Below are 20084 nucleotides of genomic sequence, written 5' to 3' on the forward strand. Positions count from 1 at the left end.
GCGAGCGTGCACTTAGTGCTCGATGCCCTTCCAGAGCTTGCGCTTGGTTGCATAAAGCAGACCGGCGAAGCCGATGAGGAAGATCAGAACCATGAAGCCGGTTTCCTTGCGGCTCACGAGGTGAGGCTCTGCAGCCCACATCATGAAGGCAGAAACGTCATGGGCGTACTGGTCCAGGGTTTCCGGAACGGTTTCACCGTTTGGACCTGGTTCATACGTCACCGAGCCGTCAGACAGCGGAGGTGCCATGCCGATAGCATGACCAGGGAACACGTCGTTGTACGACTTGCCATCTGGGAGCTCGAAGCCTTCTGGTGCTTCATCGCGGTAGCCGGTCAGCAGACCATAGATATAGTCAGCGCCGCCTTCCTGGTAGCCAGTGAAGTAGTTGAAGATCCAGGTCGGGAACTCGTCCTTGACGCCGCGAGCCTTTGCCAGCACCGAGAAGTCAGGTGGGAACGACCCGCCCATTGCTTCGGCTGCTTCAGCGTCGCTCGCGAACGGGCTCGGCCAACGATCCGCTGGAACAGCTGGGCGTACGCCACCTTCTGCGGTTGCATCAGCGACTTCGTACTCAGCAGCAAGTGCCTTGACCTGTTCTTCCGAGAAGGACGGGCCATTCTCTTCCGAAAGGTTACGGAACGAGAGAAGACGCGCACCGTGGCAGCTCGCACAAACTTCACGATAGATCTGGAAGCCACGCTGAAGCTGGTTCTGATCGTAGGTACCGAACAGACCGCCGAACGACCAGTTCTGACGTTCGATTGGAGCACTTTCGCCGGCGGCGAAGGCTGGAGTCGCAGCAAGGCCTGCTGCGACTGCCATTGCGATAGCAATGGTTTTGATTTTTGACATAGGTCTCGCCTCGTTCACGAGTGTACCTTGCCGAGAACACTCTCGGAGATGCTGGTCGGCAGCGGCTTTGGCGTTTCAATCCGCGAAAGCACCGGCAGAATCACAAGGAAGTAGATGAAGTAGTATGCAGTGCAGACTTTTGCCAATGTGGTGTAGACGCCTTCTGCCGGTTGCGCACCGAGGTAAGCCAGACCGATGAAGTTGATCACGAACAGAGCGTAGAACCACTTGAACATCGGACGGAACGAACCCGAACGAACCTTGGAAGTATCGAGCCACGGCAGAACCAACAGCAGGAGCATCGAACCGCCCATGGCGATAACACCGCCAAGCTTGGAGTCGATGAACAGGATGTTGAAGTCAACCGCACGAAGAATGGTGTAGAACGGAAGCAGGTACCACTCTGGAACAATGTGAGCCGGCGTTACCTGGCTATTCGCCATGATGTAGTTGTCGGCATGGCCCAGAATGTCCGGCGCAAAGAAGACGAACCAAGCGAAGGGGATGCAGAACAGCACCATCGCGAACAGGTCTTTCATCGTGTAGTACGGATGGAAAGGCACGGTATCGCGTTTATCCTTCACTTCGACGCCAATTGGGTTGTTATTACCCGGTACGTGAAGCGCCCAAATGTGCAAGCCCACCACCGCAGCGATGATGAACGGCAGCAGGTAGTGCAGCGAGAAGAAGCGGTTCAGGGTTGGGTTGCCAACGGCAAATCCACCCAAAACGAGCTGCTTAATGCTTTCACCAATGCCCGGAATTGCGGTGAACACGTTAGAAATAACGGTAGCACCCCAAAAGCTCATCTGACCCCACGGCAGGATATAGCCCATAAAGGCGGTAGCCATAGTGAGGATGAAGATCAGCACACCCAGAATCCAGATGATTTCACGTGGTGCCTTATACGAGCCATAATACAGCCCACGGAAGATATGAATGTAGAGTGCGACAAAAAACATCGACGCACCCACAGCATGGGTCGCCTGAATGATGCGGCCGCCGTTGACGTCACGACGAATGTGCTCAACCGAGTCGAAAGCCATCGAGACGTTCGGGGTGTAGTGCATGGCCAGGATAATCCCGGTCACGATCTGCACGCCAAGGCACATCACGAGAATAGCGCCGAAGGTCCACCAGTAGTTGAGGTTCTTCGGAGTGGGGAAATCCATCAAGTGCTCTTTAGCGAAGCGCACGACCGGCAGGCGGTCATCGAGCCACTTCTCGACTGAGGATCCCGGAGTATAATTCGAGTGTTCAGAAGCCATCGGGTAAGTCCCCCACTAACCGATCTTAACCAGCGTATCGCTGACAAATTCATAAGGCGGCACGACGAGGTTTGTCGGCGCGGGACCCTTGCGAATGCGGCCTGCGGTATCATAGTGCGAACCATGGCACGGGCAGAACCAGCCGTCGAACTCACCAGCTTCACCAACTGGTACGCAACCAAGATGCGTGCAGTTCGCAACCATAACCAGCCACTGTTCGTGACCTTCCTTGGTGCGCTGCTCATCTGTTTCCGGATCCTTCAGATCCGACAAAGGCACAGCCTTGGCTTCAGCAATTTCAGCAGCCGTACGGTGACGTACGAAAACAGGAAGACCGCGCCAGGTAATGGTTACCGACTGGCCTTCTTCGATTGCGCCTAGGTTGAATTCGATGCTGGCGAGAGCCAGTGTTGAAGCGTCCGGATTGAGCTGATTGATCAGCGGCCAGACCACGGCGGCTGCGCCAACAGCGCCAACAGCGCCCGTGGCGACGTACAAAAAGTCCCGCCGGTTCGTGGATGAATGTTCTACTTCTGTGGCCAAAGTCCGTATCCCCGTACGAATGCACCTTTGACGGAGCCGGCAGCGGCATTATCGATTATGCAAATAGGAGAATATGCAGAATCGACCGCCGTCCGCCCTCAAGCGGTCCGTCAGTTAGGGTCCTTTTTGCACTGTCACGGGCACTTGTCCAGAGTGCGACAACTGACAGCACCCTCCTGCGACACTATACCCGTGGATCATGCGTGCTCCACCCTTGCGAAAGATGAACACTTAGTCATGGCCTTGGATTTTGCACTCTATCAACCTGACATTGCAGCAAATACCGGGACCCTTTTGCGCTTGGGAGCGTGCCTGGGAGTACCAGTTCACGTTATTCATCCAGCCGGCTTTGCCATCACCCAGAAAAATCTCGCAAGATCTGGAATGGATTACCTCGATCACGCCAATCTTGTTGAGCACAACAGCTTTTCAGCCTTTGAAGACTGGCGGATTTCCCAAGGCAGGCGGCTGGTTTTGATGACAACCAAGTCCAGTTCATCACTTTATAAGGCGCAGTTTGTCGCTGGCGACATTTTGCTCCTTGGACGTGAAAGCGCTGGCGTGCCAGATGAGGTCGCAGAACGCGCCGACCTTCGTATCCGTATCCCCATGCGAGAAGGCCTGCGCTCTCTCAATATCGCTATCGCTGGCGCTATGGCTTTAGGAGAAGCCATCCGTCAGACTGGCAGTTACGCTGAAGACATTTGAAACTATCCGCACGGCATCCCCCCATGCTGCTAGGACCCTTTACAGTTTCCGCATAAAGGTACATGTCCCCCGCCATGACACTGCCAATCGATATCGACGACAAGAAAATCGCTGCGCAAGCTTGGTTCCGCACTCTGCGAGACAAGATCGTGGCGGAGCTGGAGGCTATTGAAGCTGAGGTCACCGGACCTCATGCCGATAGGGCGCCCGGCAAGTTTGAAATTTCCCCATGGGATCGCGCCGCTGGCGGCGGCGGCGAAATGGGCATGCTTCACGGCCGCGTCTTTGAAAAGGCAGGCGTGCACATCTCAACTGTGCACGGCACCTTCTCCGAAGACTTCGCCAAGCAGATGCCAGGCACCGAAGCGGGTGCGGGCTTCTGGAGCTCGGGCATTTCGCTCATCATCCACCCTTGGAACCCCCATGTTCCCGCCGTGCATATGAACACGCGCATGATCGTCACGGGCAAGCAGTGGTGGGGCGGCGGCGCCGACCTGACGCCAGTTCTCGACGTTAAGCGCACACAGGACGATACCGACACTATCGATTTCCACGCTGCCATGAAGGCCGCCTGCGAAAACCGTCCGGGCGTCGATTACGATCGCCTCAAGGCATGGTGCGACGAATATTTCTTCCTGCCACACCGCAATGAACATCGCGGTATCGGCGGCATTTTCTACGATCACCTCAATACTGGTGATTGGGATGCCGATTTCGAATTCACCCGCGCTGTCGGCGAAGCCTTCCTCGACATCTATCCCAAGCTCGTTCGCCGCCATTTTGAAAAGAACTGGTCCGAAGCTGAGCGCGACGAACAGCTGGTTCGCCGTGGGCGCTATGTCGAATTCAACCTGCTCTATGATCGCGGCACGACCTTTGGCCTGAAGACCGGTGGCAATATCAATTCCATCCTCTCCTCCATGCCGCCTGCGGTAAAGTGGCCCTGATCGGCTCCTGACCCAACTCACATTTGATCATGGCGCCCTCACTCACCTTCTGATTGACTGGCGCCATGACTGTTTCTGACCTTGAGATCAAAGCCTATCGCTCGGTTCGATCGATCCGCTTCCCCCTGCGCCGCCTCACCGTGCTGACCGGCGGAAATGGCGTGGGCAAAACCAATCTCTATCGCGCCCTCGAACTCCTGCAAGCTGCAGCCAGTGGCACCATTACCCACGCCATCGCACGCGAAGGTGGGCTTGGCTCGGTCCTCTGGGCGGGCGAGCGCGGGGTCAAAGATGTGCCGCGCCTCAGCTTGGAAGTCGGTCTTGAAGCCGACAATGGCTCCGACGTCATCCTGCCGCGCTACGCCGTTGAAGTCGGTTTCGGCGACAGCAAATACGAAGCCGTCTTCTCCGAAGAACCCCAGATCAAATCCGAGAGCCTGATCCTGCCCGGTCGCCGTCCCGTGACGCTGCTGGAGCGCAATCGCTCAGCCGTGTGGTATCGCGATGATAATGGCGCGCGCCGCCAGCTCGATGAGCCGCTCCTGCCGAGCGAAACCGCCCTCTCGTCATTGCGCGGCACCCTCCCCGAGGTCGATGCCGTTCGCCACATGCTCGCAAGCTGGCGATTCTATCATGGCTTCCGCACCGACCCAGATTCTCCTCTGCGCCGACCTTCGCTTGCCATCACCTCGCCCATGCTCGATTCTGACGGCAGCAATCTCGGCGCGGTCTTTGCCACCCTCAAACATATTCGCGGCGATACCGTCGATCTTGATGCAGCAATTGACCGAGCCTTTCCCGGTGCGCGCCTCGACATCCCGCCGCCAGACAAATACGCCAGTTTCACCATGACCTTCCCTGAGGTTCCCAATCGCCCCTTCGGCGCTGCGGAACTCTCCGATGGTACATTGCAGTTTCTCGCCCTGCTCGGCGCACTCCTCGGCTACCGCCCCGCCCCCTTCATCGCTCTCAACGAGCCTGAAGCCTCACTCCACCCCGATCTTCTGCCCGCTCTGGCGCAAGCCATCGCCCGCGCTTCTGAGCGAACCCAAGTCTGGGTCGTCACCCACTCCCAAGCGCTCGCTCAAGCTCTTGAAGACGCCACAGGCGTGGCCCCGCGCACCGTTATCCGTCGCAAGGGTTCAACCTGGCTCGAAGGCCTTTCCGACATGGGCTTCTTCCCCGATGACGAAGATTAGCGGAACCCATACCCCGCCCACTCGTTGGGCCCGGACACGCCCAAGGTCAAACCAAGGAGTTACGTGATGAAGCGATTTGATGCTGGAACACTCATCCCAGGCGCAACCTGGCACGCAGAGGCAGAATCAGAAGCCGAAGTCGTGCGTCGCGCTGTCGAAAATCTCAAATCTTTGCACGGCGAAACGGAAGTGCGCCCCGACATGGTCGAGCGCATCAAAGAGCGGATCGTCGACGTTGGTCCCCGCGCCTAAAGCGCGAGGAGTTCATCCTTTGAGAGCGTAAAACCGCTCTCGACCCAAGCCTTCTCAAGCTTTTTTAGCCGTTGACCCATTTCCGGGCCAGCGGCAAGGCCGTGATGCATCAGGTCTTTGCCCGATACGGGCAGCGGCTGCGCGGGCAGTCGCGCCAATTCTCGTGCCGCTTCCATAAGCCGATCACGTGGCCAGTCATCATTGCTCGCCGCAACAGCCAGCCCTTCAACTGCGTCTTCGCCAAACCGATAGGCGGCCCAGTTCGGCTGGTCCTGGGTCAGCAATTCTGCTGCCTCAGCAATACGCTGCGCCTTAGCCACCAATGCTCCGGAAAGCCGCCACTCGTCCTGACGCAGCGGCAGGCTATCCGCTCCCAGAAGCGCCAAGCGCGCTTCGGCGGAGCGACCGCCAAGGTCCTCATAGGTAACAAGGCTTGCAATCTGCTTTTCGGTCGCCCGGACAAGGCCGATGCCTTGCATGACCGCCAAAGTCCGCACCACTTTCGGCTGCGCCAGCATCCGCATCAGCTCCGAACCAACACGCTCGCGCGAGAGATGGTCCAAGTGCCCCGAGGCCGCGCGACAAGCAGCCAGCCCCTCAGCATCAAACTGCCCGCCACCATGCGTCGTCGAAAATCGGAAGAACCGATAGACCCGCAAACCGTCCTCAGCGATTCTCATCGCCGCATCACCAATAAAGCGCACGCGCTGATTGTGGAGATCGCCCAACCCGCCCAGCGGATCAAATACCGTCCCATCAGCCTCCACATAGAGCGCGTTCATCGTAAAATCGCGCCGCTGAGCGTCCTCCACCCAGTCTGTGCCAAATTCCACCTGCGCGTGCCGACCATCGGTCTCCACGTCCTTGCGCAAGGTCGTCACTTCCACGTTCGTGTCGTCGAGCCGTAGCGTCACTGTCCCGTGGTCTATGCCCGTCGGATAGGTCGCTATGCCCGCAGCTTTCGCGCGCTGCATCACGCTCACCGGCAACAACTCGGTAGCCATATCAATATCGGTATTGGGCCGAAGCGAGCCGAGCAGGCTGTCGCGCACAATCCCACCGACCGCGCGGGTTTTCCCCTCAGCGCCGTCGAGCACCGAAAAAATACTCTGCACAGCCGGGAGAGCGAGCCAATCCGCTTTAAGCTTGGTCGGCGTCATGCAGCATCCTCATCCATCACCAAATCTCGGAATTTCCGCGTGAGATTGGCCGTAATCCCCCAGATCATGTGACCATCATGGTCGATCTGCCAAGTGGTGTGTTCTTTCCCCTGCCGTGAGATTTTAAAGCGCCCATAGGTGGATCGCTCCAATATCCGCGACAGTGGCACTTCAAACACCGAATGCACCTCCCCCGGATTAGGGACAAACGGCCCACTCGGACTGACCAAAGCCACCACCGGGGTAATCAGATAATTCGTGCCCGTGTAATAGGTGGGCAGATAGCCGAGAATTTTTACATCCTCCGCCCGCATTCCCACCTCTTCATTGGCCTCGCGCACCGCCGCCGCCGCCACATCGGCATCGGTCTTGTCGACCTTGCCGCCGGGAAAAGCCACCTGCCCCGAATGCGCCCGCAAATCGGGCGACCGCTCCGTATAGAGCACCGTCAACCCTTCAGGCCGCTCGACCAAAGCAATCATCACTGCCGCCGCAACAGGCGGACGGTCATAGGGTGTCAACGGCGCCCAATCGGGCACCAGCTCTCCGGCGTGTACTGGCGGAACCTGCAACAGGCGGCTGCTCAGTCGAGAAAGGAATGCTTCGTCGCGAATAGTCATAGCGCCAGATTAGGGCAGCCGAACGCAAAGAGCAGCAGAAATCTGCCTACTGACCGGTGCGGAACGCACCGATGCGGCCCGACAGGGTCTTGGCAAGGCCCTTGTCATCCGACAGCAGCAGCACGCGGCTCACATCGACCGGGCCGGGAAACTCGATATTGCCCGGAGTGGTGATTTCCCAGCCAAGCGGGCAGTAATAGTCCTGATCGCCAACCAGCAGCACAAACTTGCCCTCGCCACGCGACAGCGCCAGCTTAGACACTTCCAAAGCCAAAAGCTTGCCCGCACCGCGCTTGCGGAATTTCGGGTGTGTTGCCAGCGGCCCAAGCATGTAGCCGTTCATGTCGCCAACGCTGATCGGGGTCATCCACACCGAACCGGACGGCACGCCATCGACTTCCGAAATCAGGCTCAGGCTCGGATCAATCGGGAAACGCTCACGCACCCGGAAAGCCGTCCGCGCAAAACGTCCCGGACCGAAGGCCAGAGCCTGAAGGTCATCGACGAATGCATCGTCAGCCGGGGTTGCAACACGCAGGGACAGGGTTTCGCCAGCAGGAGTCGTGATGGCAGCGGACGCAAGAGAAGCGGTCATGAGAAAATGGTCCAGTAATGTTCAGACGAGGACAGGGCCACCCGCTCGGGGCACCCGTTAAAAACGACCAACTAGGGTCGTCGGTTCATCTGAAAAACTTTCACCATCCTGGACGCCTCCACGTCTAGAATCCCGATTAGCACCGGTGTGCGATCACGTAAACAAAAATGCGAAGTCGCGAACAGTCTTGTGTTCGCATCGCCCCTTTGTGTTCCAAATGCACAACAGTGCGTTGCCATTGCCTCCCCTTATCTCCGCCCCTCATTCCCCCTAACTTTGCGGCCACAGCAACCTCCACATCCCCTGCCTCATTGAGGACGTGCGATGGCGAACGAAAGGACGAACAATGGGACAGTTGATAGATGGCAAGTGGTCAACCCAGTGGTACGACACTTCCAAGACCGGCGGAAAGTTCGTCCGCTCGCAATCCGGCTTCCGTAATTGGGTCACCGCTGATGGCGCTCCCGGCCCGTCCGGCGAAGGGGGCTTTAAAGCCGAAGCAGGCCGCTATCACCTCTACGTCTCCCTCGCCTGCCCTTGGGCCCACCGCACGCTGATCTTCCGCAAGCTCAAAAACCTTGAAGATTTGATCCCGGTCCACATCGTCTCGCCCAAAATGCCAGACGAAACCGGCTGGTCATTCAAAACCGACGAAGGCTCCTCCGGCGACACGCTGTTAGGCAAAGACTTCCTCTGGCAGGTCTACGCTGCCGCCAAGCCGGACTACACCGGCCGCGTCACCGTTCCAGTTTTGTGGGACACAAAAACCAATTCCATCGTCTCGAACGAAAGCAGCGAAATCATTCGCATGTTCAACTCGGCCTTTAACGAGCTGACCGGCAATGAGGACGACTATTATCCCGAAGCCCTGCGTGCTGACATCGATGCGGTCAACGCCCGCATTTATGACGAGGTCAACAACGGCGTCTACAAGGCTGGCTTTGCCACGACTCAGCCCGCTTACGAAGAAGCCGTAGCAAAACTCTTTGCAGCCCTCGATTGGCTAGAAGGCCTGCTCGGCGAAACCTCATACCTCACCGGCGACACCATCACCGAAGCCGATTGGCGTCTCTTCACCACGCTCGTACGCTTTGATGCGGTCTATGTCGGTCACTTCAAATGCAACATCCGTCGCATCGCCGACTACCCCAACCTCTCGCACTATTTAAAGGCGCTCTACGAGGTCCCCGGCATCAAGGAAACGGTCGACCTCGACCACATCAAAACGCACTATTATTGGAGCCACATCACCATCAACCCAACCCGCGTTGTGCCGGTCGGGCCTGATCTGGAATTTCTGCGTTAACCGTAAAATTCGGCGTGGGGCTTAATAGCCCCACACTTTCCGCTTTTCGACGCCGTCAAAATACTCGTCGATCCGCTGCGATGTCGCTGGCGACACCCCATTTGGCAGCTGCCGACGGTCAAACCAGCCGATCTCTGCGATCTCGCGATCCGGCTTACGCTCGAATTCGTGGCTGAATTTCTTGCAGACGAAGAAGGCGACATGGTCCCGGTTCGTCACCGGACTGGAATTATGGTAAAGACCAAATAACTCCATCGGGCCCTCGACTCGATAGCCCGTTTCCTCCAAGGCCTCGCGCACTCCGGCCTCTTCAAAAGTCTCGCCGGGGTCGACGCCACCGCCCGGAAATTGCCAGCCCGGCACGTAAGTATGCTTAATTAGCAAGACCTTATCGCCATCGACCAGCATAACGCGGGTACCGACAGTCATGCGGAGCATAAAGCCTTTTACGGTTAGAAAGATGCGCGCAATCATGCGCTGTCGGCCATTCATCATCGGCTTTGCTCCAATACTTGCCCCATCGCTAGCAGAGCTTTGAGCGTGACAAAATCGTGTGGAAGCACGATTGAACATTTTCTTGGCCGCTTCATTCTGGCACAACCCCTCTCGATGATCACACTCGCCCACATTTCAGACATCCATCTCTCGCCGCTTCCAGAAGTGGCACCGCGTGACCTTTTGGGCAAACGCCTGACGGGCTACCTGAACTGGAAGCTCAAGCGCCACGGTGAGATGAACACCGAAACCCTGCAGCGACTTGTTGCGCACATGCGCGAGCAAAACGCCGACTTTACGGCGGTCACTGGCGATATGACCAATCTGGCGCTGCCCTTCGAGGTCGAACGCGCTGGTCAGTGGCTGCGCGAGTTGGGGTCTTCGGAAACCACGGCCGTCTGCCCCGGCAATCACGACGCCTATGTCCCCGGCGCGCTTGAGCACGCGCAGCGCGAATGGGGCGATTATCTCAAGGGCGAGACCATCGAAGGCCAGGCCTTCCCCTTCGTGCGCCGTGTGGGCGACGTTGCCATCATCTCTTGCTCAAGCGCTGTCCCGACCGCGCCGTTCTTGGCCGTCGGCAAGTTTGACGATATGCAGGCCGCGCGCCTGTCGCGCCTTCTCAAAATTCTCGGCGATGCGGGTTACTTCCGCGTGGTGATGATCCACCACCCACCCGTCCAAGCGCTTCAGCACCCAAGCTTTGGCCTCAAGGGCCACCGCACCTTCCGCCGCGTCATCGCCGAAGAAGGCGCTGAAATGGTCCTTCACGGCCACACGCACCGCTCATCCATCCACCACATCCCCGGCAAGGGGCATGAGGTTCCGGTGATCGGCGTCGCCGCCGCCAGCGCCGCACAAGGCGGCACGCTCGACGATCCAGCCCGCTACAATCTTTTCCGCATCGAGAAAGCGGGCGAGACTTGGCAGTGCACCATGCGCGAATACGGCTTCCAGCGCATCGGCTCCGACATCGTCATGCGCATGCAAATGCGGATTTACTAAAGAGCACGCAGCTCTTCCCCTCCCCCGAATTCGGGGGAGGCCGGGTGGGGGCTTTATCCTCACCTCACCGACATTTCCCCACCACCCTCAGGCCCTAAGCAATGAGCGCTAACAACCTTGTGTAGCTCAGCCCGTTGCTCCCCTTCTCCGTGGCCCGTACAAGGCCGGTGATGATTTTTCGTGTTCTCGTCATAGTTCTGGTGGTCGTTGGCCTCGTGTTCCCCGTGAACGCCCAGCCGAGTGGTACAGCGACCTGTTTACGCTTGATGCTCGACGCCACGACCGCACACGACGTTTCGGTCGCGTGCACTCCCTTGCAAAAGTCCAGTGAGACATGTTGCTCCAGCAAGGCAATCGCGACCAGTTCTGCACTGCTCGCAGCGCCGAAGCTCGCCGCTGCTCTGCCGTTCGCCGCGAGAGAAATCTTCCTGGCAACCGGAATTGATCGCGGCATAGACCGCCCACCAAAAGCTTTCCTGAGTTAGCGCCCCCAGGCGCCTTCATCACCAAAATTTACGGACGCAATCCTTGTCCCCTACGGACGAGAATTTGCGCGCTGACACCGGAAAGAACTCCCATGTCGAATATCCACGCTCCTATTCCCGAGCGCATTCCCGCGCTCACGCCAATCTACGCGCGCCTTCACACCCTTGCTGAAACGCTGATGCGCGTCATCTGCGGGCTCATTCTCACGGTCCACGGCTACCCCAAGATCATGGACCCGTTCCGGGCCGTACCCATGGTCGAAGGGCTCGGCTTTTACCCCGGCGTCCTCTGGGCACCTCTGCTTGCCGCCACCGAGTTTTTCGGCGGCATCCTGCTTGCCATTGGTCTTTTCACGCGACCCGTTGCGATTGCGGCCAGCGTGATCTTGCTGGTCACTGTTTATGCCCACTGGATCCCGATGGGACAGGGCTACTCTGGCGCTGAAAAGTCCATCCTCTGGCTCGGCATGAGCATCTTCTTTGCAATTCGCGGATCGAACGCCCATTCGATTGACGCCAAGCTCGGGCGTCAATTCTAACGCTCACGACAATGATCCGGCGCAGCCCCTGTGCCGGATCGCATTGGCGAGATGTCGCCCATCACCGGCGACACTTAGCCGAACAGGCGATGGCAGCGCTCACCAGCTTGCCGATCTTGTATTGAGGCTACTGCAAAATGCTCAAACGCCGCCATCATCCTCGACAGCCTCTCCCACCGGCCATCACCCTTGAGCCGAAAGCACACCTCTTCCCCTCCCCCGAATTCGGGGGAGGCCGGGTGGGGGCCCTTTCGCGCGCCGTACGCCCCAAATGCTCAGCCCTTCCTCCCCCTCATCCCCCGCTCGGCCTCCCATGCAGCGCCGACTATACCCGGCTGTGGATGGCCCGCGCCGACACCGCGATAACCACCATGGCCCCGCACAGCAGCAGAAAAGCGGTCTTCAGGCTGGTGGCGTGGGCGATGAGACCGATGGCCGCGGGGCCGGCGATGATACCCACATAGCCAACTGTCAGAACCGAGGCGACCGCCAGATTGGCCGGCATACGCTTGGTCTTGCCAGTGAGGGTAAAGAGGATCGGCGCGATGTTGGAGATACCGGCGCCAACGAGAAGAAACCCGGCCAGTGCTGCGATAGCCGTGGGCAGAAATAGGCTGGCAAGAAAACCGAGCGTTGCAAGGCTCGCGCTGCCAATCAACATTTTCAGGTCGCCAAACGTCGTTCGCAGCCTGTCGCCCATCAGCCTTCCGATGGTCATGGTGATGGCAAAAGCAGTATAGGCAAATCCCGCCAAGCCCAGATCGGCATTGTGGGCCTCGATCATGAACAGGGCCCCCCAGTCCAGCACGCCACCTTCTGCTAGCATAGCCAAGAGGCTGAGGACGCCGATGGCGATAACCACACCCTGCGGAATGACAATGGCCGGCGACTTGGCCCCGCCGTCTTCGCTCCGCTCGAGCAGACCGGGACGCGCGAGGAGCAGCAGCCCCGCCATGACCACCGACACTGCGACTGAAGCGGCGAGCGGGGTCACCCCGAGCGCCAACAGCCCCGCCACTGCCCCCGAGCCGATAATGCCCCCGAGGCTGAACATGGCATGAAAGCCCGACATCAACGCCGTTCCTTCCGCCCGCTCGACCAAAACGGCCTGCAAATTCATGGCGACGGACGTGCACCCCATGACCATGCCGAAACCGACCAGCGTCAACGCCAGCAGCCACACAGTTCCGCCCGTCGCCAACAGCGGCAGGACGAAACACAATCCGGCAGCGGAAACCGAGATCACCTGCCGGCACCCGTAGCGCGACGTCAAATAGGCCGTCAGCGGCATGGCAAGAATGGAACCGACGCCCATGCACAAGAGCAACAGCCCCAGTGTTCCCTCGTCAACGCCGAGGCGCTGCTTGACGACGGGGACGAGCGGCGCCCACGCCCCAAGCACAATGCCCCCAAGAGCGAAAATAAGACGCGTGGCGCTACGCCCACTCGGGCGCCATAAGGAAACAGAGGTCATATTTGTTCTCAAAATGCACCTGTGCTAATGGCAGAATAAGAACAAACCCGCAAGAACGTGCACAATCAGGAAGGCGCACTATGCTGACGGAAGAACGCCTAGAACTGATCCGCGCCCAGCTGGCCCGTCACGGCAAGGTGCTGGCCAATGCGCTGGCGCCCCAGTTCGGCGTGTCGGAAGATACGGTCCGCCGCGATCTGCGGGAATTGGCACGGCAGGGGCATTGCCGCAGGGTCTATGGTGGCGCGCTCTTGCCCTCGCCCGACAGCGGCTCCCTGACGACCCGTGTGGCGTCGCACGAGGATGCAAAGGCCGCGCTGGCGCTGGCGACTGTTGATCTCCTCAAGGATGGCCAGACAATCTTCATTGATGCAGGCCCGACCAATCTGGCTATCGCCCGCGCGCTCCCACCAGAGCTCAAGCTGACAATTGTCACCAACACTCCGGCCGTGGCAGTCGCCCTCACTGGCCATGCCAATCATGCCATCGTTGTTCTCGGCGGACAGTTTGATCACGCCAAGGGCGCCTGCCTTGGTCCGCAGACGATCCGCGAAGCCTCCCAGATTTTCGCCGATATGGTCATACTAGGTGCCTGCGGCGTCGACAGCGCCATCGGCGTCACGGCCCTTGATGCAGCGGAGGCTGAGGTAAAACGAACGCTGGTGGCGCAGAGCAGCCTGCTTGTCATCGCAGCAACATCGGACAAGCTGGGCACAATCGCGCCGTTCAAAGTGGCCGACGCCTCCCGCATCGATCACTTGGTTGTCGAAGCCGACGTCGGCGATCTGTCTGACTTCGCAGCACTCGACATCAAAGTCCTGCGGACGACCGCCTCCACCAAATGACACTGGCATTCTACTGAACGCTATCGCGTCGACAGCCTTCCATCAACGACGTGCAAACACCCCGGCAACACAAATGGCCGGGCAGTCGTCCTGCCACGCCTTGAGTGACTGCCACACACTGATAGATCATCTGAGCAGATACGGATTTTTCCGTATTCAAGTATTGATGAACCGCACAAGAGATTGGTAAGAAAGGCTTTTATTTTATAGATTTTTAGTGAGGTCTTTATGGCGACCGAGCTCGGCAGCGCAAAGATTACACCGGTAATGCTGGCCTTCATGCGCGTCGTACACCCGTTCATCTGCGCAAGCCTGCCTCGAAGCAGGATGAACACACCTCACTTACACTGGCAGCACCTACGGCCAGCAAGCTCCTCCGATAATCCCCGTGTGCGGAGGTCATAATGCGCCTGTTGCGTCGAAATCTGCTCGCCGCCGCAATTTGCGGCGTGTCCATCCTATCAATGAACACTGCGCAAGTGTCAGCGCAAACCCTGTGGGGGCTCGACATGATCGGGCGCCACTATGCCTTTGATCGTGGCTACACGGGAAAAGGGACGATCATCGGCGTCTATGACGAAGCAGCACGTGCGACACATGACCAATACCATGACCGTTTTCTGGGCGGCTATCAGGCCGGCGGCACTTTGCCTTTTGGGCCAGCAGCAACCCACGGGACACACGTCAGCGGTACAATAGCCGGGAAAAACACAGGGGTCGCTCCAGGGGCGCAGATCTACAGCATTCAGGCTGTGGGCGGATATACCGATGCGGAGGGCGCTGACGCATACTCGTGGGCCTATCGACAGGGCATCCGGCTGATCAACAACTCTTGGTCACTGCGCTACAATGGCAGTACCTACAAGATCACCGACTTCGATCGCGCGATGATCGAAACGGTCAGACCGACGGTGGTATCAGCCCTTCGCGAAGGCGCTAGGCTGGGTGTGTTACAAGTCTTCGCCACAGACAATTACGCGCAAAGTCAGCCCAGTGTGCTGGCGGGCCTCCCATATTTTTATCCTGAACTTCAAAATCACTGGCTTGCTGTAACAGCGGTCGGGCCCACTAAAACACTCGCCAGCTACGCAAATGAATGCGGCGTGGCAGCCATGTGGTGTATTACCGCCCCAGGTGGAGAAGGAGTTGGAGCGGATGGCATCTATTCCGCGCACGAAGCTGCTGATGACGCCTACACAGCAATATCTGGCACGTCGATGGCCACACCTCATGTAACCGGCGCAATCGCTGTCGCTGCTGAAATTTTCCCTCAAGCCACGAACGCTGAGCTCGCGAGCCTAATCCTGCGGACGGCAACCGACCTTGGCGTAACCGGCGTGGATTCTGTGTATGGCTGGGGCCTGCTCAATTTGCGCAACGTGGTCGACGCCATCGACCCAACAACTGCGCATGTCTATTCTGGCGCCGCGCAATCGCGCGTTAAGGCTATGGCTGATGTGTCCAACGCCATGCGTGCTCGCGCTGCTGCCGGCCTGACCTACGCAAGCCCTGTCCTGCCGAATGCCTACTCACCAGAGCCTAAGAGCGCTGCGAGTTTGGCAATTGACGATGCCATCGTAACGCCTCCCCCCACTCAACTCTGGTTCAACCCAATCTATAGCTCGGAGTATGCCCCAGGGCACACCAATCAGGTCCTCGGCGGGCTTGTCGGCGTCGATCTCTTCGCAACTGATACCCTCACCCTTGGCATTGGTGCAGGCTACACAAGCGCCAGCACCTATCAGACGGGCTTAGACAATTCGGCCCAGTCGCAAAATCTACACCTAGGGATCTATAGCCACTGGTCTGAGAATGATTGGTTCGCGACCAGCACCGCTCAAATCGCTGGCTTTTCTCAGTCGGTCAGCCGCGGCGCCATCGCGGGCACCAGCGGGACAAGCGCAACTGCACAAGCCAACCTCAATATCGCCGGCTATGGACTAGAAGCCAGCACACAAATCGGTCGTCGGTTTGACATAGCCAATGTGGGTTCAGTGTCTCCCTATGGCTCCTTGCTGGTTCGCCACCACGCAATGGCCGACGCACTGGAAACAGGCGCGGGTGTCTTTAATCTCGATCTCGCGGCCATAAGCCATCAACAAGCTGAGTTGGGTATTGGTGCCCGACTAGAAAGCTTACCCATACTGTTTGACGAGCGCGCGCTCACCACCTCTCTCGATCTGGGGTACACCCATATTGTCGGCGATGCGCAAATGGCCTCAGGGGCCAGCCTACTGGGCCGGGCTATTTCAGACACTGCCGATGCCGATCAGAACCGTTCCCGTTTGAACGCAACCCTTAGCCTCAACGGATCGACTACTTCTGGCGCGTCATGGTCTGCGAGCTACGGCCTACAGCTTCAAGGAGAAGCAATCTCCCACGCAGCGAACGCTGGAATACGTGTCGCTTTCTAAGTGTAAGGAAGCGTCACTCGACATTTTTTACTAGGAAGGACTGGTTTTAGGCGGTCGTCCTCCAATCGCGAACGTCCGAAACCAACCATACCCTCTTACACCGGCGCACTCCCCACCAACCATCAGCCTCGGCCCAGAGCCGAGGGCACTGCACTTCCGGCCCCACACACAGTTCTTCCCCTCCCCCGTATGCGGGGGAGGCCGGGTGGGGGCCCTGCTCCAAACCCGCTCCGCTCCCTCTCAGCTCCCCAACGCCCTCCACCCCGTCATCCCCGGGCCAGCCCCGCGGATCCAGAGTTCTACCGCCGCAACCAAGACGACGAAACTGGGCCGGCTAGTGGACTGCCAGCAATTGGCTAGGGCGTGACGACTATCGACACAGATCACTCGGTCGTTGCGTGTCACAATAGCAACGACTAATGTCGTGTTATGTGCCCGGAACCCCACCGACTGACCTGTTGAGCCCCGCGTAGCGGGGTCCTTGTCTATACCCCGCAGGTCCGACTGCTCGGACCCTTAGCTCACTGTGTCGCGATGCCAGCGATGGCGCCGCAATGACCATGTTTGTTAACTGGGGTTAACAATGAACATTCCGAATATCTGGGGTGATCCCCAGTTCAAAAGCCTCTCTATGGCTTCTGGGTGCTATACCGTGTCCTCTTGGATGCTCACGGCGGCCATTCCCATCCTCGTTGCCATGAAGTTTGGCGCAGGCCCTGAAATGATCGGGAGTATCGCGCTGCGCTTGCTCCCAAGAATTGTGCTGGGCCCGCTATTGGCGGGTTTGATACGCCGTGTTGGCGCAAGGTCATCGGCCATTTTCGGTATCGGCGTCATGGTCGTTTCCGGTGGCACACTGCCGTTTTCTGAAGATCTTTTCGTATTTCAGGTTCTAGTGTTTTTCATCGGAGTAGCGGACGGGATTGTATCCCCTGCTCAGCTGACGCTGCTTGGAGCAGTCGTCCCCTCCGGCAAAAACATGGAAGCCAATACCGTATTTCAGGCCATAGATCGCGGAGCAAAAATCTTCGGCCCACCAATCGCCGGGGGCCTCATTCCAGCGGCAGGTGTGCATGGAACATTTTTCATCATCGCGACGGGGCAGTTGGTCGCGTTGCTTCTCCTAACTTTTTCCTTAGGGCGCATTTCGGGTGACGGCAAAGTACTACGCCAAGAGGAGGCGAATACCTTCGGCGCAGATCTGCTCGCGATGCTCAACGACAGAATGCTTTGGGCTTTGGTTATTCCCGCATTGGGTTACATGATTGCCGTGGGAGCCCTGACGCCATTCTTGTTCTGGCTCAACAAAGATCAGTTCCGCCTCGCTCCCGAACAGTGGACGCTATTATTGGCGGCGCAAGGAGTGGGAGCACTGCTGGGAGCCGTGTTGGCAAGTTTTCTGAGCAAGCGCTTACTTAGCCTTCAGGCTCTGCTGCTCGCGTATCTTCTGGCGAGCCTGTTTGAGGCGCTAAGCACGATGGCGCTAGCATTTATACCTGATCAGAAGTGGGCTATAGCGGTCCTAATCGCTGGCGGAATTCCAGAAATGGTTGCCTTCGCCGCTTACTTTTCGCTCGTGCAGATGCGCATCTCAGTAAGATCTCAGGCTGTGTTCTATGCGGCAACGCTACCGCTGCTTGATGGCTTCGCCGTGCTCGGATTACTGTCGGGTTTCATCTACACGACAGGCGTGCTTGACCTTCACGCATACTGGTTCGGCGCCTGCGCCTTAGGGATCGTCCCTGTCCTTCCATTCTTGCTCATGCGTAAACAGCTGGTGCAGGCAGTAAGGGTGCCCGATACGCCGGGTAACTAATCCGGCAAGGTTCCATTTTATGGATTACCGCAGGCCGACATCTCCAACGGCAGGGCCCATGGACGGCAGCTGTTGGATATTTTGGTCCAAAGTTTTAGTGACCGAAGCGGGGTGGTTTGCAGAATGTCCGGTTCTGGATCGGATTGGGTAAAAGCTGACGTCACACTAGGCGTATTAGCTCTCGCCACCGATTGAACCCGGCTCGTGGCAAGAAATAAGCCTCGTAATAACCACGGCAAGGAGGCGGCCATTGCGAAGCCAGCGAGCAACAAGGCGAGAGCAGCAATGGGCCGTTGTGTCTTGGAGGATGTGGAAGTACGTACTGCTCACAGGCATTAACGTAAATTTTATTGTCAGCAATGGAACACCGGCATGAAGAATCTCAGCGCGCGAAACCCTCTCGGCATCATCGCGTTATTTATCTCGTTGATTTACGGGATTTCGGCTCTCCTTCTCGGTGCATCCGTAGATAAACTTACTCCTGACAATCAAGAGCGCTTGGTGTGGTTTATCATCGGATTTCCCGTCGCAATCCTGTTTGCGTTTCTGTACTTAGTAACGTGGCATCACCGGAAACTATATAGTCCCTCAGATTTCCGGACCGACGAAAGTTTCCTGACGTCAGGTGATCCAGTTGCAATCGGCAAGAAGTACATTGCAGAAGGCCAAACTGCGGAAGACAACTCAGACCCCCTTCTTGGTAAAGAGGGAGATCAGACTGAAAAAGATGTTGCGGAGGGCGTTCTTACAAAATCGGATGAGGTAAACCGGGCAGAAGCCCCCGGCAGCGTGAAGCCGTCACAGCCGCTGTCCATGCCGAGGAAAAATGAATCCAGTCCGTCGGATTTCGCTGCGTATGCCTATATGATCGAAGGTCTTGTGATGCAGGAATTGCAGAACGAGTTTCAGAGCCCAATTCGCAGAGACGCAGCGTTCCCAATGGCAGGCGGCCGCATGGCTCGCGTTGACGGAATAATTGAGGGACCTTCAGGCCCTTTCATTGCAGAGATCAAATTAATTCGTCCGCAGGGCGAATTCATGCGGCGGCTTCGAGACGGGCAAGATCAGTTGCGCTCTTACATTTCCGCCGCGCGCGAGATCATACACCCTAAGACATCTGGCATCCTGGTCCTGGTGTTAGATGGTCGGTTCGCACCGGAACAAATCGATCGCATCATGAACGCAGCCAGAAAGTCTGAGGCAGACGATATTTTGATTCGAGTTCTTAAGTCCGACGATCTTGTGAACAAGTATGGGCTTTCGTCTCCTCATCTTGAACGCCGCTGAAGTCCTCCAAATGGTCGACGCAAGCCCTACCTGACCACAGCCATCAGCGCTTCCGTACTATTCGCAATCATGAGCTTAGAACCATACTGGGGCCATTCTCGCTTGCGCGGAACTCCACCCGTTAATCGGCGCCTTCTGCTCGGTGGATTCCGGCCGCTTTCGAGCTTTGCGTGGTGACCGCCGAAGGACGGAAATGGGGGCGAAACCAGCCCCCCTTACACCGGCGCATTCCCCACCGGCCGTCACCCTCGGCCCTGAGCCGAGGGCACTG

The 20084-nt window shown here is 58.0% G+C and carries 20 protein-coding genes; 12 read left to right on the plus strand and 8 right to left on the minus strand.

The features are described from left to right. Nucleotides 1-12: 12 nt before the first annotated feature. The 3 genes from JHL21_RS05560 to petA are packed head-to-tail and all read right to left on the minus strand — an operon-like array spanning nt 13 to nt 2666. On the minus strand, nt 13-855 hold the full coding sequence (locus JHL21_RS05560) for a cytochrome c1 (protein WP_200212392.1): 843 nt from the start codon (nt 853-855) through the stop codon (nt 13-15). A gap of 14 nt (nt 856-869) precedes the next feature. After that, nucleotides 870-2123, minus strand: a complete 1254-nt coding sequence (locus tag JHL21_RS05565; protein ID WP_169195666.1) for a cytochrome b N-terminal domain-containing protein — start codon at nt 2121-2123, stop codon at nt 870-872. 15 nt (nt 2124-2138) lie between these two features. After that, nucleotides 2139-2666 (minus strand): ubiquinol-cytochrome c reductase iron-sulfur subunit, encoded by a 528-nt coding sequence (gene petA / locus JHL21_RS05570; protein WP_169195667.1) that lies wholly within the window; start codon nt 2664-2666, stop codon nt 2139-2141. Between the two features lie 237 nt (nt 2667-2903). Here petA and JHL21_RS05575 point away from each other — a divergent pair, with 237 nt between their 5' ends. The 4 genes from JHL21_RS05575 to JHL21_RS05590 all read left to right on the plus strand — a co-directional run bounded on the left by JHL21_RS05575 (nt 2904) and on the right by JHL21_RS05590 (nt 5772). After that, nucleotides 2904-3374 (plus strand): tRNA (cytidine(34)-2'-O)-methyltransferase, encoded by a 471-nt coding sequence (locus JHL21_RS05575; RefSeq protein ID WP_200212394.1) that lies wholly within the window; start codon nt 2904-2906, stop codon nt 3372-3374. Between the two features lie 74 nt (nt 3375-3448). Continuing rightward, a complete protein-coding gene (hemF, locus tag JHL21_RS05580) occupies nt 3449-4321 on the plus strand; it encodes an oxygen-dependent coproporphyrinogen oxidase (RefSeq protein WP_248306012.1) in 873 nt (290 codons plus the stop codon). A 65-nt stretch (nt 4322-4386) separates the two neighbouring features. Continuing rightward, a complete protein-coding gene (locus JHL21_RS05585; protein ID WP_200212395.1) occupies nt 4387-5520 on the plus strand; it encodes an AAA family ATPase in 1134 nt (377 codons plus the stop codon). A 66-nt stretch (nt 5521-5586) separates the two neighbouring features. Further along, the gene (locus tag JHL21_RS05590; RefSeq protein ID WP_169195670.1) at nt 5587-5772 is read left to right on the plus strand and encodes a DUF1059 domain-containing protein; all 186 of its coding nucleotides are present in this window, start codon (nt 5587-5589) and stop codon (nt 5770-5772) included. On the opposite strand, the gene JHL21_RS05595 is transcribed toward JHL21_RS05590, so the two are convergent. Genes JHL21_RS05595 through JHL21_RS05605 form a run of 3 tightly spaced genes read right to left on the minus strand, consistent with a single transcriptional unit; the run spans nt 5769 to nt 8147 of the window. After that, nucleotides 5769-6932, minus strand: a complete 1164-nt coding sequence (locus JHL21_RS05595; protein ID WP_200212397.1) for a CCA tRNA nucleotidyltransferase — start codon at nt 6930-6932, stop codon at nt 5769-5771. The genes JHL21_RS05590 and JHL21_RS05595 overlap by 4 nt on opposite strands. Then, complete coding sequence (locus JHL21_RS05600) at nt 6929-7552, minus strand: CoA pyrophosphatase (protein ID WP_169195672.1); 624 nt, start codon at nt 7550-7552, stop codon at nt 6929-6931. The genes JHL21_RS05595 and JHL21_RS05600 overlap by 4 nt, the downstream gene beginning before the upstream one ends. Nucleotides 7553-7598: 46 nt before the next feature. Next, nucleotides 7599-8147: a GNAT family N-acetyltransferase gene (locus JHL21_RS05605; protein ID WP_169195673.1), complete on the minus strand. Its 549-nt coding sequence runs from the start codon at nt 8145-8147 to the stop codon at nt 7599-7601. Between the two features lie 346 nt (nt 8148-8493). On the opposite strand from JHL21_RS05605, the gene JHL21_RS05610 reads away from it, so the two are divergent. Next, nucleotides 8494-9453 carry a glutathione S-transferase family protein gene (locus JHL21_RS05610; RefSeq protein ID WP_169195674.1) on the plus strand — a complete coding sequence of 320 codons (960 nt, stop codon included), beginning with the start codon at nt 8494-8496 and terminating at the stop codon, nt 9451-9453. 21 nt (nt 9454-9474) lie between these two features. Here JHL21_RS05610 and JHL21_RS05615 read toward each other — a convergent pair whose 3' ends face one another. After that, entirely contained in the window at nt 9475-9948 is a 474-nt protein-coding gene (locus JHL21_RS05615; protein WP_248306013.1) for an NUDIX domain-containing protein, read from the minus strand. A gap of 45 nt (nt 9949-9993) precedes the next feature. Between JHL21_RS05615 and JHL21_RS05620 the strand changes: the two genes are divergently transcribed. The 3 genes from JHL21_RS05620 to JHL21_RS05630 all read left to right on the plus strand — a co-directional run bounded on the left by JHL21_RS05620 (nt 9994) and on the right by JHL21_RS05630 (nt 11977). Continuing rightward, nucleotides 9994-10953 carry a metallophosphoesterase gene (locus JHL21_RS05620; protein WP_169195675.1) on the plus strand — a complete coding sequence of 320 codons (960 nt, stop codon included), beginning with the start codon at nt 9994-9996 and terminating at the stop codon, nt 10951-10953. A gap of 170 nt (nt 10954-11123) precedes the next feature. Next, nucleotides 11124-11438 carry a hypothetical protein gene (locus JHL21_RS05625; RefSeq protein ID WP_200212399.1) on the plus strand — a complete coding sequence of 105 codons (315 nt, stop codon included), beginning with the start codon at nt 11124-11126 and terminating at the stop codon, nt 11436-11438. A 92-nt stretch (nt 11439-11530) separates the two neighbouring features. Further along, a complete protein-coding gene (locus JHL21_RS05630; protein ID WP_200212400.1) occupies nt 11531-11977 on the plus strand; it encodes a DoxX family protein in 447 nt (148 codons plus the stop codon). A gap of 325 nt (nt 11978-12302) precedes the next feature. Here the strand turns inward: JHL21_RS05630 and JHL21_RS05635 are convergent, their stop codons facing one another. Then, the gene (locus tag JHL21_RS05635; protein WP_200212402.1) at nt 12303-13451 is read right to left on the minus strand and encodes an MFS transporter; all 1149 of its coding nucleotides are present in this window, start codon (nt 13449-13451) and stop codon (nt 12303-12305) included. Nucleotides 13452-13531: 80 nt separating this feature from the next. On the opposite strand from JHL21_RS05635, the gene JHL21_RS05640 reads away from it, so the two are divergent. The 4 genes from JHL21_RS05640 to JHL21_RS05655 all read left to right on the plus strand — a co-directional run bounded on the left by JHL21_RS05640 (nt 13532) and on the right by JHL21_RS05655 (nt 19813). Continuing rightward, complete coding sequence (locus JHL21_RS05640; RefSeq protein ID WP_200212404.1) at nt 13532-14296, plus strand: DeoR/GlpR family DNA-binding transcription regulator; 765 nt, start codon at nt 13532-13534, stop codon at nt 14294-14296. 404 nt (nt 14297-14700) lie between these two features. Then, the gene (locus JHL21_RS05645) at nt 14701-16710 is read left to right on the plus strand and encodes a S8 family serine peptidase (RefSeq protein ID WP_200212406.1); all 2010 of its coding nucleotides are present in this window, start codon (nt 14701-14703) and stop codon (nt 16708-16710) included. 583 nt (nt 16711-17293) lie between these two features. Next, nucleotides 17294-18526, plus strand: coding sequence for an MFS transporter (locus JHL21_RS05650; protein WP_200212408.1), 1233 nt, complete (start codon nt 17294-17296; stop codon nt 18524-18526). Between the two features lie 372 nt (nt 18527-18898). Next, nucleotides 18899-19813 carry a hypothetical protein gene (locus JHL21_RS05655; RefSeq protein WP_200212410.1) on the plus strand — a complete coding sequence of 305 codons (915 nt, stop codon included), beginning with the start codon at nt 18899-18901 and terminating at the stop codon, nt 19811-19813. The last annotated feature ends 271 nt before the right edge of the window (nt 19814-20084 follow it).

Origin of the sequence: Devosia sp. WQ 349K1, from assembly GCF_016595685.1 — a bacterium.
Taxonomy (GTDB): Bacteria; Pseudomonadota; Alphaproteobacteria; order Rhizobiales; family Devosiaceae; genus Devosia.

Coding starts and splice junctions, on each gene's coding strand:
- JHL21_RS05610 (WP_169195674.1), top strand. CDS start 8,494: ATGGGACAGTTGATAGATGGCAAGTGGTCAACCCAGTGGTACGACACT.
- JHL21_RS05600 (WP_169195672.1), bottom strand. CDS start 7,552: ATGACTATTCGCGACGAAGCATTCCTTTCTCGACTGAGCAGCCGCCTG.
- JHL21_RS05650 (WP_200212408.1), top strand. CDS start 17,294: ATGAACATTCCGAATATCTGGGGTGATCCCCAGTTCAAAAGCCTCTCT.
- JHL21_RS05585 (WP_200212395.1), top strand. CDS start 4,387: ATGACTGTTTCTGACCTTGAGATCAAAGCCTATCGCTCGGTTCGATCG.
- JHL21_RS05630 (WP_200212400.1), top strand. CDS start 11,531: ATGTCGAATATCCACGCTCCTATTCCCGAGCGCATTCCCGCGCTCACG.
- JHL21_RS05595 (WP_200212397.1), bottom strand. CDS start 6,932: ATGACGCCGACCAAGCTTAAAGCGGATTGGCTCGCTCTCCCGGCTGTG.
- JHL21_RS05625 (WP_200212399.1), top strand. CDS start 11,124: ATGATTTTTCGTGTTCTCGTCATAGTTCTGGTGGTCGTTGGCCTCGTG.
- JHL21_RS05655 (WP_200212410.1), top strand. CDS start 18,899: ATGAAGAATCTCAGCGCGCGAAACCCTCTCGGCATCATCGCGTTATTT.
- JHL21_RS05635 (WP_200212402.1), bottom strand. CDS start 13,451: ATGACCTCTGTTTCCTTATGGCGCCCGAGTGGGCGTAGCGCCACGCGT.
- JHL21_RS05560 (WP_200212392.1), bottom strand. CDS start 855: ATGTCAAAAATCAAAACCATTGCTATCGCAATGGCAGTCGCAGCAGGC.
- JHL21_RS05590 (WP_169195670.1), top strand. CDS start 5,587: ATGAAGCGATTTGATGCTGGAACACTCATCCCAGGCGCAACCTGGCAC.
- JHL21_RS05575 (WP_200212394.1), top strand. CDS start 2,904: ATGGCCTTGGATTTTGCACTCTATCAACCTGACATTGCAGCAAATACC.
- JHL21_RS05615 (WP_248306013.1), bottom strand. CDS start 9,948: ATGATGAATGGCCGACAGCGCATGATTGCGCGCATCTTTCTAACCGTA.
- JHL21_RS05640 (WP_200212404.1), top strand. CDS start 13,532: ATGCTGACGGAAGAACGCCTAGAACTGATCCGCGCCCAGCTGGCCCGT.
- JHL21_RS05645 (WP_200212406.1), top strand. CDS start 14,701: ATGCGCCTGTTGCGTCGAAATCTGCTCGCCGCCGCAATTTGCGGCGTG.
- JHL21_RS05565 (WP_169195666.1), bottom strand. CDS start 2,123: ATGGCTTCTGAACACTCGAATTATACTCCGGGATCCTCAGTCGAGAAG.
- hemF (WP_248306012.1), top strand. CDS start 3,449: ATGACACTGCCAATCGATATCGACGACAAGAAAATCGCTGCGCAAGCT.
- JHL21_RS05605 (WP_169195673.1), bottom strand. CDS start 8,147: ATGACCGCTTCTCTTGCGTCCGCTGCCATCACGACTCCTGCTGGCGAA.